The organism is Paraburkholderia bryophila, from assembly GCF_003269035.1.
Taxonomy (GTDB): Bacteria; Pseudomonadota; Gammaproteobacteria; order Burkholderiales; family Burkholderiaceae; genus Paraburkholderia; species Paraburkholderia bryophila.
The window spans coordinates 550,841-563,020 of sequence record NZ_QLTK01000002.1 but is presented as its reverse complement, the minus strand read 5'-3'; the positions used below and the strand labels follow the sequence as shown (position 1 = coordinate 563,020).

The 12,180-nt window shown below is 63.3% G+C and carries 11 protein-coding genes; 3 read left to right on the top strand and 8 right to left on the bottom strand.

The annotated features are described in order from the left end of the window. Positions 1-105 precede the first annotated feature (105 nt). The 4 genes from BX591_RS06110 to BX591_RS06095 all read right to left on the bottom strand — a co-directional run bounded on the left by BX591_RS06110 (position 106) and on the right by BX591_RS06095 (position 3,298). Complete coding sequence (locus BX591_RS06110) at positions 106-1,095, bottom strand: beta-ketoacyl-ACP synthase III (protein ID WP_111929779.1); 990 nt, start codon at positions 1,093-1,095, stop codon at positions 106-108. Continuing rightward, the gene (gene plsX, locus BX591_RS06105) at positions 1,095-2,201 is read right to left on the bottom strand and encodes a phosphate acyltransferase PlsX (RefSeq protein ID WP_035547365.1); all 1,107 of its coding nucleotides are present in this window, start codon (positions 2,199-2,201) and stop codon (positions 1,095-1,097) included. Before plsX ends, BX591_RS06110 begins: the two co-directional genes overlap by 1 nt. Positions 2,202-2,372: 171 nt before the next feature. Next, a complete protein-coding gene (rpmF, locus tag BX591_RS06100) occupies positions 2,373-2,552 on the bottom strand; it encodes a 50S ribosomal protein L32 (protein ID WP_006051932.1) in 180 nt (59 codons plus the stop codon). 101 nt (positions 2,553-2,653) lie between these two features. After that, positions 2,654-3,298, bottom strand: coding sequence for a DUF177 domain-containing protein (locus tag BX591_RS06095; RefSeq protein ID WP_111929778.1), 645 nt, complete (start codon positions 3,296-3,298; stop codon positions 2,654-2,656). A 235-nt stretch (positions 3,299-3,533) separates the two neighbouring features. Here BX591_RS06095 and BX591_RS06090 point away from each other — a divergent pair, with 235 nt between their 5' ends. Then, a complete protein-coding gene (locus BX591_RS06090) occupies positions 3,534-4,148 on the top strand; it encodes a Maf-like protein (RefSeq protein WP_111929777.1) in 615 nt (204 codons plus the stop codon). Then, positions 4,149-4,868: an SAM-dependent methyltransferase gene (locus BX591_RS06085; RefSeq protein ID WP_111929776.1), complete on the top strand. Its 720-nt coding sequence runs from the start codon at positions 4,149-4,151 to the stop codon at positions 4,866-4,868. A gap of 130 nt (positions 4,869-4,998) precedes the next feature. Here the strand turns inward: BX591_RS06085 and BX591_RS06080 are convergent, their stop codons facing one another. From BX591_RS06080 to BX591_RS06065, 4 genes are read right to left on the bottom strand one after another with little or no spacing between them, the layout of a single operon-like run. Then, positions 4,999-6,003, bottom strand: coding sequence for a S49 family peptidase (locus tag BX591_RS06080; RefSeq protein WP_111929775.1), 1,005 nt, complete (start codon positions 6,001-6,003; stop codon positions 4,999-5,001). Between the two features lie 34 nt (positions 6,004-6,037). After that, entirely contained in the window at positions 6,038-6,445 is a 408-nt protein-coding gene (locus tag BX591_RS06075) for a Rieske (2Fe-2S) protein (protein ID WP_111929774.1), read from the bottom strand. Then, positions 6,442-7,101, bottom strand: a complete 660-nt coding sequence (locus tag BX591_RS06070) for an HAD-IIIA family hydrolase (RefSeq protein ID WP_111929773.1) — start codon at positions 7,099-7,101, stop codon at positions 6,442-6,444. Before BX591_RS06070 ends, BX591_RS06075 begins: the two co-directional genes overlap by 4 nt. After that, complete coding sequence (locus BX591_RS06065; RefSeq protein WP_111929772.1) at positions 7,094-8,119, bottom strand: RluA family pseudouridine synthase; 1,026 nt, start codon at positions 8,117-8,119, stop codon at positions 7,094-7,096. Before BX591_RS06065 ends, BX591_RS06070 begins: the two co-directional genes overlap by 8 nt. Before the next feature lie 729 nt (positions 8,120-8,848). On the opposite strand from BX591_RS06065, the gene BX591_RS06060 reads away from it, so the two are divergent. Beyond that, positions 8,849-12,154: an Rne/Rng family ribonuclease gene (locus BX591_RS06060; RefSeq protein WP_111929771.1), complete on the top strand. Its 3,306-nt coding sequence runs from the start codon at positions 8,849-8,851 to the stop codon at positions 12,152-12,154. Positions 12,155-12,180 lie beyond the last annotated feature (26 nt).

Here is a 12,180-nt window from a genome sequence, read left to right as displayed (position 1 = left end):
CCAAAATCGATTGAGTCAGATGCGGGTGGCGCGCGGCGCGGACATCGAACGATATCGCGCCGGCGCACTCGGGTGCCATTAGCGGCGCCCGGCGTGTCGCCGCTATCAGTAGCGGATGACCGACGCGCCCCACGTGAAGCCGCCGCCGACGCCTTCGATCAGCACGTTCTGACCGCGCTTGATGCGGCCGTCGCGCACCGCGACGTCGAATGCGAGCGGAATGGACGCAGCCGACGTATTGCCGTGCTCGCCCACCGTGACGACCATGCGCTCCTGCGGCAAGCCGAGCTTGCGGCAGGTGCTTTGCATGATGCGGATATTGGCCTGATGCGGAATCAGCCAGTCGATCTGCTCGGCGGACAGATTCGCCTTGGCGAGCGCTTCGACCGCGACTTTTTCGAGCACGTTCACGGCAAGCTTGAACACCGCCTGGCCGTCCATGTGCAGAAACGCGCTGCCTTCGATCACGCCGCCGTTCACGTTGCCCGGCGTGCAGAGAATGCCCGAATGGCTGCCGTCCGCATGCAAGGCGCTGGCCAGCACGCCCGGTTCGTCGGAGGCCTGCAGGATCACCGCGCCGGCACCGTCGCCGAACAGCACACAGGTGGTGCGGTCCTTGAAATCGAGAATGCGCGAGAAGGTTTCGGCGCCGATCACCAGCGCCGTACGATGCTGGCCGCTGCGAATGAAACTGTCCGCCGTGGCGACCGCGTAGGCGAAGCCGGAACAGACCGCTTGCACGTCGAATGCAGCGCCGTGATTCTTGATGCCGAGCTTGTTCTGCAACAGACACGCCGTGCTCGGAAACACGAAGTCAGGCGTGGAGGTGGCAACGATGATCAGGTCGATGGATTGCGGATCGATGTCCGCTGCTTCGATCGCGCGCTGTGCGGCGATGAGCGCCAGGTCGCTGGTCGCGACATCGGGTTCGGCGAAGTGGCGCGCATGGATGCCCGTACGGGCAACAATCCATTCGTCGCTGGTCTCGACGCCTTGGCGGGCGAGACGTTCAGCCAGATCCTGATTGGTGACGCGCCCGGGCGGCAGGTAGCTGCCGGTGCCCAGCACGCGGGAATAAATTGTCGATTGAGCCATTATGCCTTCGAGGATTGCGCAGCGTAGGGCTCGGCCGGCTGGCCTGCGATCGGGCTTGCGTGACCCGCACCACTCGCGTCGCGCGCCGCCTGTTCGAGAGAACCCGCGTTCTCTTCCATTGCTCGCGCAAGGCGTTCCAGCACGCCGTTTTTGACGGCATCATACCCGCGTTTGATAGCCCACTCAAACCCGTAGGCGTCCGCCGACCCGTGGCTTTTTATCACCAGGCCCCGCAGACCAAGCAGCGCCGCGCCATTGTATTGCCGGTGATCGACGCGCTTCTTGAAACGCATCAATACCGGCAACGCGAGTACCGCCATTACCTTGGTGAGCCACGAACGGCCGAACTCTTCCTTGATGATGTCGTTGAGCATCTGCGCGAGACCTTCCGACGTCTTCAACGCGACGTTACCCACGAAACCGTCGCAGACGATCACGTCGACCGTGCCCTTGAAGATATCGTTGCCTTCCACATTGCCGTGAAAGTTGAGTGTACTCGCGCGCAACAGTTCGCCGGCACGCTTGATGGTGTCATTGCCCTTGATGACTTCTTCGCCGATGTTGAGTAGCCCGATGGTGGGCCGCTCCTTGCCTTCGAGCGCCGACACGAGCGCGTGCCCCATCTCCGCGAACTGCAGCAGATGCTGCGGTTCGCAGTCGACGTTGGCGCCCAGATCGAGCATTGTCGTATAGCCGTCGGGATTAGGCAGAGCAAACGCGATGGCCGGGCGCTCAATGCCCGACAGCGTTTTCAGCACGTAGCGCGACACCGCCATCAAGGCACCGGTATTGCCGGCGGAGACGCAGGCTTGCGCCTCGCCTTCCTTGACGCGATTCAGCGCAACGCGCATGGATGAATCTTTTTTCTTGCGCAGCGCGACCTCAACCGAATCGTCCATGGCGACGATCTCGGAAGCAGGGACGACGGTCAGCGCCGGCAGGTCTTGTGCCTTCAACTTCTTCAGCTGCGCACGAATCGCACCTTCAATGCCGACGAGCAGCAGTTGCGCGTCGGGATGCGAACGAACGAAGTTGACGGCAGCGGGAACGGTCACGGACGGGCCGTGGTCGCCTCCCATGCAATCTATCGTGAGCTTTACTGTCATGGAGTGCGACGAATTTCAGACGCCCTGCATGGGATCGCAGAAAGCACTAGAGCGCCAGGTGCGACCGACGCAAAAAAGCGGCAGTTGAATGCCGCCTTTTTGCCGAGCCGGGAAAATGTCAAGCGAGCCGATCGCCACGCGAAACGCCGAAGGGCGCAACGCAGTGAACGATTAGTCGTTCTTCGTCTTGACGACTTTCTTGCCGCGATAGTAGCCGTTCGGGCTGACATGGTGACGCAGATGCACTTCGCCCGTGCTCGGCTCCACGGCCAGCGGCGCTGCCGTCAGGAAATCGTGCGAACGGTGCATGCCGCGCTTCGACGGCGACTTCTTGTTTTGCTGAACTGCCATGACTAACTCCTAAAAATTTTCCGAATTCTAACACAGCCCGATCGGGTCTCCGCCACTGGCCGATTGGCCAATGCGCCCGCATCGCGCAACTACGCAACTGTTTAGTGCTTCTTGTCGTCCGGCTCACCGCGCTTGAGACTTTCGAGCGCCGCGAACGGATTGGGCCGCTCGGGCTCACCGCCCTCGCCAGCTTCGTCCGACTCCGCTTCGTCGCCCTCACCTTCTGCTCCGGCCACACCAGAGACGAGACTCTCGTGCACTTCGGGACAGACTTCATGCTTGGGCACGACCGGCAACGAAAGCAGCAACTCTTCTTCGATCAAGTCGATGAGATCGAACTGGCGCGAGCCCACGATCACTTCGACTTCATCCTCGTCGAGCGGAAACTCTTCGGCTTCCGCCTCAGTGTTGACGATCCGATAAGTTGCGTCGACGTTGAATGCCTGCAAATACGGCGTCATGCACCGCTGACATTCGAGCCACGCGGCGCCGTGAATCGCCAACCTCAAATAAGGCTGCGGACCCTCGGCGCCGTCGTCCTGCAATTCCGGCTGCGTCGCGCCTTCGGCTTGCCAGGTGAACGCGGTGTCGCGGTCTGGCGCTTCTGCCGGGACTTCGTTTAACATGCGCGGCAGTTGCGAGACGCGCACGACACCCGCGGCCTGACGCCCACTCCGCGCAAATTCGAACAGATCAAGATCGTGCGGGTCGGACAGACCAGCAGGGTTGCCAGGATGTTGAGTCATGTGCGCTCCTGCGTCGGCAAGGATTTCGCCGGGGTAAATCGGTCCGCAAACAGCCCGGAAATTCTGGAGATTCGTACACACAAGTTGTACGCGCCCAGACCCACCTAGCGCAAGCATACCGATGAAAAGCCCGAAATCATATCCGTTTTGTCTTTTCGAGTCAAACACTTAAGCCCGTACCTGCGCACCTTTCGCGCAACTCCGTACGCCCCGCCTTCCTAGCCGTTGATTGACCATGTCAAATTCCCTGAATCGCCCGTCACGCCTGATTTTGGCGTCGAGCTCGCCGTACCGCCGGGAGTTGCTCGACCGCCTGCGCGTGCCGTTCGACGTCGTCGTGCCCGCCATCGACGAAACACCGCTTGCCGGCGAAACGCCCGAAGTCACCGCGCTGCGCCTCGCCGAGGCCAAGGCTCGCGCGGTCGCGGGCAAGCTCGACGCGAATGAAGCCGCCCTCGTGATCGGCTCCGATCAGGTCGCCACTTACGACGGCCTGCAGATCGGCAAGCCCGGCACGCACGAGAAAGCACTCGCCCAATTACAGTCGATGCGCGGCCGCGAGGTGCTGTTTCATAGCGCGTTGTGCCTGTTCGACAGCCGTTCCGGCGCGGCACAAGTGCTCGACGTCATCACCCGCGTGCAATTCCGCGACTTGCCGGACGCCTCGCTGGAAGCGTATCTGCGCGCGGAAACGCCGTACGACGTCGCCGGCAGCGCCAAATCCGAAGGGCTCGGCATTGCCTTGCTCGAGGCCATCCACTCCGACGACCCCACCGCGCTCGTCGGCTTGCCATTGATTGCACTGTCGCGCATGTTGCTCGCCGCGGGCTATCCACTTCTGGGGGCATAAATGAGCGGCACGCTCTACCTGATTCCGAACACCCTGGGCGAAGGCGACGCCGACGCACTCGACGCCGTCCTGCCCGCGCCCGTCAGGGCTCGCGCGGCGGCGCTTCAGTATTACATTGGCGAAAACGCAAAGACCACCCGCGCGTTCCTGAAGAAGGTCGGCACCGAACGGCCGATCCAGGACATCGAGATTCGCGAACTGAACGTCAACACGCCGGCGGGCGAGATCGACAAGCTGCTCGCGCCGCTGCTGGCGGGCACCGATGCAGGTCTCGTCTCCGAGGCGGGCTGCCCGGCGGTTGCGGATCCCGGTGCGCTGCTGGTGCGGCGCGCGCATGAGCGCGGCGTCAAGGTGGTGCCGTTTGTCGGCCCAAGTTCGATCTTGCTGGCGCTGATGGCGTCGGGGCTGAATGGTCAGAGTTTTGCATTTCACGGCTATCTGCCGGTCGACGCCGCCGAGCGCGCGAAGCGTCTTCGTGATCTGGAGCAGCAGTCGCGCAAAGCCAGGCAGACGCAGATTTTCATCGAGACGCCGTATCGGAATCGCGCCCTGCTGGACACGCTCCTCGCAACTTGCGCGCCGTCCACGCTGGTTTGCGTGGCGGTCGATCTGACGCTGGAGACGGAAGCCATCGCCAGTCGTAGCGTGACTGACTGGAAGAAGAAGCCCGCGCTCGATTTGCACAAGCGACCGGCTATTTTTCTGATTTTGGCCGTTTGATCGGCAACCGATAAAGCGGCAAACGCTCACCGCAAACCGCCACCCAAAGAAAAGCCCCGCACGATCCGCATTCGATCGTGCGGGGCTTTTCACATCACATCAAACACAGTTGCGCAGCGCAGACAGCCGATCACCGCAGGCTCATCTTCCCGCCAAGCGCCATGGCATGCACCGCGCCGCTACCCACCGCCGCGCCGAACTTTCGTGCAACCCGGTCCGTAATGCTCTCTTTCACCGTGTAATCGACGATATCCGGCGCCTTGAAAAGATCGCGAGCGACGTAATCGGCGTCGCCGAAACCGTCCGCCAGACCGAGCTCAACGCTTTTTTGCCCAGTCCAGAACAGCCCTGAGAACATGTCCGGCGTTTCATGCAGGCGCTTGCCACGCCCCTGGCGCACCGCGTCGATAAATTGCGCATGTATCTGATCGAGCATGTCTTGCGCATGTTCGTCCATCTTCGGCGTTTCCGGCGAGAACGGGTCGAAAAAGCCCTTGTTCTCACCCGACGTGTGCAGGCGCCGCTGAACCCCCAGCTTATCCATCAGACCGGTGAAACCGAAGCTGTCCATCAGCACGCCGATCGACCCGACGATGCTTGCCTTATCGACATAAATCTTGTCGGCGGCCGCTGCAGCGTAATACCCGCCAGACGCACACATGTCGCCGACCACCACGTACAGCGGAATCGACGGATATTTGGCACGCAACCGGCGAATCTCGTTGTAGATAATGCCCGCCTGCACCGGGCTGCCGCCCGGGCTGTTGCAGCGCAGAATCACGCCCGCAGTGCCGGCGTCGTCGAACGCGCTTTCCAGTGCCGTGTTGATATCTTCGGCATTCGCATTGGTATCGGCCGAGATTTCGCCGTCAAGCGCCACCATCGCCGTGTGGCGCCCGGTGGCCGCAACCTTGTCGCCGGAAAAATCGACCACGCCCCAGATCACCAGCAGCAGCACGATCAGAAACACGAATCGGAAAAAGATTTTCCAGCGGCGCGCCGCGCGCTGTTCGTTGATTGCGGCCAACGCGATGCGCTCGAGCGCCGCACGTTCCCAGCCGGGTTCATCGGCAGGCGATCGGGGGCGGCCTGTCAGGGACGGTTCCTTCGGCTCGGGAGTCAAATTGTCGGACATGCGGTGCAGTGGAAAGGTCGAAGGAGGAGAAAAATCAGGGAGCAGCCGGACGCAGTTCGCCGTCGGGCAGCCAGAACACGGCACGGCCTTCCGGCGTATCGCGTTCGTCCACCTGGACGGCGCGCAATTTGCCGCCGCGGCACGGACCGCCCATGCATTTGCCGCTATCAGGCGCGTAAATCGCGCCATGCGTAGCGCACATCAAGTATAAACCGGACGATTCGAAGAACTGCCCTTCGGCCCAGTCGAGTTCCATCGGCACGTGGGCGCAACGGTTCAGGTAGCCATACGCCCGGCCATCATAGCGAACAAAAAACACCACGACGTCGCCACCGCCCAGTTTGGCGGCATGCCGCACGCCCATGCCGCCGTCGACCAGGGCCTCGGACGCGCAGATCCGCACCGCCTCCGCCGCCTCCGTTCCGATGCCGACCGTGCTCATGCGTTCTCTCGCAGCCAGCCGGACAGCGCACTCACACTCGCCGCGACGAACTTCGGTGCCAGCGCGGTTAGCGAAGCCGCAGGATGCGCACCATAGGTGACGCCGATACCGGCCACGCCCGCATTGATCGCCATCTGCAGATCGTGGGTGGTATCGCCGACCATGACCGTACGCGCCGGATCCTGCCCCAGTTCGCGCGTCAATTCGTGCAGCATGGCCGGGTGCGGCTTGGAGAACGTTTCGTCGGCGCAGCGGGTGCCGTCGAACAGGCTGGTGAGACGCGACTGGTCGAGCGCGCGATTCAGTCCGACGCGGCTTTTGCCCGTTGCGACGGCCAGCAGATAACCCTGATCGCGCAAGTCCTGCAGCATTTCGCGCACGCCGGCGAACAACTCGGTGGTCTGATCCTTCACCAGATAGTGGAAGCGATAGCGCTCGGCGAGCCGCGGATAATCCGCCGGATCGAGCGTGGGCGCGGCGATCTGCAGCGCGTCGCGCAGGCCGAGGCCGATCACGTAGCTCGCGGCTTCGTCGGCGGGAACCGGCAGGCCGAGGTCCCGGCAGGCGGACTGGATGCTGCGCGTGATGTGCGCGGTCGAATCCATCAACGTCCCGTCCCAGTCGAAGACGATCAGATCAAATTGCTCTCTAGCCATGCGGTGTCGTCTCCGGGTGTGACCCATTTCGTAATTCGTTGAGCTGCGCGACGAAACTGCGGCACTCGGCCGGCAACGGCGCCTCGAACTGAATCGACGCGCCGGTTGCCGGGTGCGCGAGCTTCAGCCGGTAGGCGTGCAGGAACATGCGTTTGAGGCCCGGCTTCGCGTTGGCGCGCGCCAACGCCTTGTTCAGCGCGAAGTCGCCGTATTTGGCGTCGCCGACGATCGGCAGTTCCAGGTGCTGCAAGTGGACGCGAATCTGATGCGTACGGCCGGTCTTGAGTTCCGCCTCGAGCAGCGCGTACTCCGGCCAGCGGTCGACCAGATTGAACACCGTATGCGACGCCAGGCCGTCTGCCTGCACGCGCACGCGACGCTCGCCGTCAGCGGTCAGATACTTGTGCAGCGGCTCCCTGACCGCCCGGCGACGGCCCCAATCGCTCGCCCATTCGCCGTGAACGCAAGCATAGTAGCGCTTATCCATCTGGTTCTCGCGAATCTGCTCGTGCAGGTTGACGAGCGCGGCGCGCTTCTTGGCAAGCATCAGAATGCCGGACGTCTCACGGTCCAGCCGATGCACCAGTTCGAGGAATTTCGCCTGCGGACGCGCCGCGCGCATCTGCTCGATCACGCCGAAGGCCACACCGCTGCCACCGTGGACCGCCACGCCTGCCGGCTTGTCGATCACGAGCATGTGCTCGTCTTCGAAAATGATCTTGAACTCCGCGCCCGGCACCGGCGCGTGAGCCTCCGCCTCGTCCGGTTGCGCGACGCGGATAGGCGGCACGCGCACCAGATCGCCAAGCTCGAGACGGTACTGCGCGTCTATCCGGCCCTTATTCACACGCACTTCCCCGCTGCGCAGGATGCGGTAAATATGGCTCTTCGGCACGCCTTTACAGACGCGCAACAGGAAGTTGTCGATGCGCTGTCCGGCCGCGCTGTCGTCGATCTCGATCATCGAGACCTGGTCGCTTGCGACCGATTTCTGGGATATTTTGCCTAACTCTTTCATTCTGAATATAATTTGCCCAGCAGTCTGCGGCGGCCGGCGCAGTGTCCGAGTTCGGGCGGATTGCGCAGGTGCAAGCTTGAAACCGTTATTTTACTTGCGCCGGGGTCTGGTTGCTCACCCTGAAAATGAGATGCAACAAGTTGCACGCACGAAGTCAGCACCCGGCAGGGACGGCGCCCACAGGCGCGTTCGGTCAAGGTCGGCTTCGACGGTAACGGAATTTTGGTAAAAAAGAATTTAACTTTCAGCTTCGGTATCGGGCGGTAGACGCCCTGCTGTACGAAGCTGCAGGTTGCGAAAATACGGCGTGCGCCCGAGGCGTTTTGTAGAAAGTACAAGACATGGCGACGTCAAAATGAGGCGAGACACCCCCAGCAGGAAAAGACGCGCCGACTGCGCGAACTTCCCGCTGCGGCATGACCGCAGCCTTCGACCCTCCGGTCACGCGCCCACCCGGCGCACCGGCGCGAGTGGACGAAGGCTGATGAAGGTCTGCTGGCAGAACCCGCGGCGTGTCGGGTCGTTATTTGAAGCCGTGTTCGCATGTGCCCTGCGGCACCGTGCCCCTTTTTGACGGGCCGGGCCCTTCCAGGCAATTCTCCCGCCATTTTTCCCGCTCCAGCGTGCTTGTGAAAACACAATAAGGCGCGGCATGCCTTCGCCCGTAACGCTTTCGCGACTGACAACCGCGCGGGCGTTGGGGTGGCTAAGCCGCTCTGGAGCCGTTCAATGAAACGAATGTTGTTCAACGCGACGCAGCAGGAAGAACTGCGCGTTGCCATCGTCGATGGGCAAAAACTCATCGATATCGACATCGAAACCGCCGGGCGCGAACAACGCAAAGGCAATATTTACAAAGGCATCATTACCCGCATCGAGCCGTCGCTCGAAGCCTGTTTCGTCAACTACGGCGAAGACCGCCACGGTTTTCTGCCGTTCAAGGAAGTCGCCCGCCAGTATTTCCGTGACGGCGTCGACATGCGTTCCGCGCGCATCCAGGACGCGCTGCGCGAAGGTCAGGAACTGATCGTTCAGGTCGAAAAAGAAGAGCGCGGCAACAAGGGCGCAGCCCTGACCACGTTCATCTCGCTCGCCGGACGTTACCTGGTCCTGATGCCCAACAACCCGCGCGGCGGCGGCGTGTCGCGCCGGATCGAAGGCGACGACCGTCAGGAACTGCGCGAAACCATGGCGCAACTGCAACTGCCGGAAGGCATGAGCATCATTGCGCGCACGGCCGGCATCGGCCGCAGCGCCGAAGAGTTGCAGTGGGACCTGAACTACCTGATGCAGCTGTGGCGCGCGATCGAAGCCGCGTCGCAAAGCGGTTCGAGCGGTCAGCCCATGCTGATTTATCTCGAATCGAGCCTGGTGATCCGCGCGATTCGCGACTACTTCCAGCCGGATATCGGCGAAATTCTGATCGACACCACCGAAATCCATGACCAGGCCCGCGCCTTCATGGACATCGTGATGCCGGACAATGTCAGCAAGGTGAAGCGGTATCACGACGACGTGCCGCTCTTCTCGCGCTTCCAGATCGAACACCAGATCGAAACGGCGTACTCGCGCACGGTGCCGCTGCCCTCGGGCGGCGCGATCGTGATCGATCACACCGAAGCGCTGGTCGCGATCGACGTGAACTCGGCGCGCGCCACCAAGGGCGCCGACATCGAGGAAACGGCTGCGCGCACCAACCTCGAAGCCGCCGACGAAGTGGCCCGCCAGTTGCGTTTGCGCGACCTGGGCGGCCTGATCGTGATCGACTTCATCGACATGGAATCGGCCAAGAGCCAGCGCGAAGTCGAACAGCGCCTGAAAGACGCGCTCAAGCACGACCGTGCACGCGTCCAGATGGGCAAGATCTCCCGCTTCGGCCTGATGGAACTGTCGCGTCAGCGTCTGCGTCCGGCGCTGTCGGAAGGCAGCCACGTGACCTGCCCGCGCTGCAACGGCACGGGCCACATCCGCGATACCGAATCGTCCGCGCTGCAGGTGCTGCGGATCATTCAGGAAGAAGCAATGAAGGAAAACACCGCGGCGATCCATTGCCAGGTGCCGGTCGAAGTGACCGCCTTCCTGCTGAACGAAAAGCGCGCCGAAATCAACAAGATCGAATCGCGTTTCAAGGTCAATGTCGTTCTGATCCCGAACAAGCATCTCGACACGCCGCATTACAAGCTGGAGCGTCTGCGTCACGACGATGCGCGCCTGGACGATCCGCGCGCTTCGTGGAAGATGGCCGAAGAAGCAGCCCGCGAACTGGAGTCGGAAACCGGCTACAGCAAGCGCGCCGAAGAAGTGAAGCCGAAGCAGGAAGCGGCGGTCAAGGGCATCACGCCTGAAAAGCCGGCGCCGAGCGCACCGATTCGCGCAGCGGCAACCCCGGCTCCGGTCGCGGTTACGCCGGCGAGCGGTGGTTTCATCGGCTGGTTGAAGAATCTGTTCGGCGTGCAACCGGCCGCTCCGGCGCCGGTCGCACCGGCTACGACGGAAAAACAGACCCGTCCGCAACGCGGCGAACGCACGGAGCGCGGTGAGCGCACCGGCGAACGCGGCGGCGATCGCAATCGCAATCGCCGTGGCGGCGCAGGCGGCCGTGACGCAGCAGGCCGTGCCGAAGGTACGAATGGCGCGCGTCAGGGGCAGGGGCAGCAGCCGTCGTCGCAACGTCGCGAAGAACGCGAACCGCGCGAAGGCCGCGAGGTGCGTGAAGCCCGCGAAGGCCGTGAACCGCGCGAGGCGCGTGAAGGCCGCGAACCGCGTGGCAGCCGTGAGCCGCGTGAAGCCCGCGAAGGCCGTGAGCCGCGCGAGGCTCGTGAGCCGCGTGAAGGTCGCGAGCCGCGTGAGAACCGCGATCGCGACAACCGTGGTGAGCGTGCCGATACAGCCGAAGCCACACCGCGCGGCGAGCGTGGTGAGCGTCAGGAACGCGGCGAGCGCCGGGAACGTGGCGAGCGTGCGGAGCGCGGCGAACGTCGCAAGCCGCAGGCTGAAACCGCGGACGCGCTGACGCAAGGCGAAACGCAGACAGCAGAAGAACTGGCGCAAAACCAGCCCGTTCTGGGCGAAAACGGCATGCCGATCGATCAGGAAGCCGTGGCGCGTGAAGGTGAAGAGCGTCGTCGTCGCCGTCGCGGCCGTCGTGGCGGCCGTCGTGAGCGTGAAGAGGACGTGAACGGCAACCTGGCTGCGGACGTGGCGGAAGCCGAAGGCGACACCGCCAATGTGAACGACGAAGCACCGATGCGCAGCGCGCATCAGCCGGTCGAGCACAAGGCTGAAGTCAATCAGGCGAACGAAGTGACGCCGGTGGAAGTGGTCGTCGCGGCAGTCGCGACCGAAACCGCCGTGGTCACCGAACTGCACGCCGCAACGGAAACGCCGGCACTGGCCGTCGAGAAAGCTGCAACGACTGAAGCCGTCGTACCGGCTGCCGCAGCACCGGCAGCAGTCGAACCGGTGGTGGAAGCGCCGGTTGCGCAAGCAGCGGCAGCGCCGGTCGAAGCCGCGCAAGCCGCGCCGGCTGCCAGCGAGACGGTTTCGCTGGTTGAACCGGTCGCGCATGTCGAAGCGCCAGCAATTGCCGCCGCAGTCGAAACGGTCGAAACGGCTCAAGCCGCTGCGGCCCCGGTCGAACCCACAGCGCCGGCTGTCGTGGCCGAAGCACCGGTCGTTCAGCCTGCACCGCAAGTCGAGATCGTCGAACCGCAACCGGTCGTGGCGGTAGCCGCGCCGGCGGTGATCGAGACGTCGGAGCCGGCGCCTGTCGCTGCCGCAGCGCAAGTGCAAGCTCAAGCGCCTGAGGTCGTCCAGACGCCTCGTCACAGCGGCGTCTCGGCCGAAGCCCTGAAGCCGGTGCTGGAACAAGCCGGTCTCGTCTGGGTGAACACCGACGCCGACAAGCTGCGTGTCGCGCAGGAAGCCGCTGCACAGACCGTCAAGCCGGCCCGCGTGGTGCGTGAGCGCAAGCCGTTGGCGCCGCTCGACAGCGCGCCGATGCAACAGGTGGAAACGGGCAAGCACACGCAGTAAGCTGCCTCGCCTCCCCCTCGAAAAGC

Bases quoted from the DNA above. Each gene is read 5' to 3' on its own strand.
- BX591_RS06085 (WP_111929776.1), top strand. From the start codon at position 4,149: ATGAGCGGCACGCTCTACCTGATTCCGAACACCCTGGGCGAAGGCGAC.
- BX591_RS06110 (WP_111929779.1), bottom strand. From the start codon at position 1,095: ATGGCTCAATCGACAATTTATTCCCGCGTGCTGGGCACCGGCAGCTAC.
- plsX (WP_035547365.1), bottom strand. From the start codon at position 2,201: ATGACAGTAAAGCTCACGATAGATTGCATGGGAGGCGACCACGGCCCG.
- BX591_RS06090 (WP_111929777.1), top strand. From the start codon at position 3,534: ATGTCAAATTCCCTGAATCGCCCGTCACGCCTGATTTTGGCGTCGAGC.
- BX591_RS06080 (WP_111929775.1), bottom strand. From the start codon at position 6,003: ATGTCCGACAATTTGACTCCCGAGCCGAAGGAACCGTCCCTGACAGGC.
- rpmF (WP_006051932.1), bottom strand. From the start codon at position 2,552: ATGGCAGTTCAGCAAAACAAGAAGTCGCCGTCGAAGCGCGGCATGCAC.
- BX591_RS06070 (WP_111929773.1), bottom strand. From the start codon at position 7,101: ATGGCTAGAGAGCAATTTGATCTGATCGTCTTCGACTGGGACGGGACG.
- BX591_RS06075 (WP_111929774.1), bottom strand. From the start codon at position 6,445: ATGAGCACGGTCGGCATCGGAACGGAGGCGGCGGAGGCGGTGCGGATC.
- BX591_RS06060 (WP_111929771.1), top strand. From the start codon at position 8,849: ATGAAACGAATGTTGTTCAACGCGACGCAGCAGGAAGAACTGCGCGTT.
- BX591_RS06065 (WP_111929772.1), bottom strand. From the start codon at position 8,119: ATGAAAGAGTTAGGCAAAATATCCCAGAAATCGGTCGCAAGCGACCAG.
- BX591_RS06095 (WP_111929778.1), bottom strand. From the start codon at position 3,298: ATGACTCAACATCCTGGCAACCCTGCTGGTCTGTCCGACCCGCACGAT.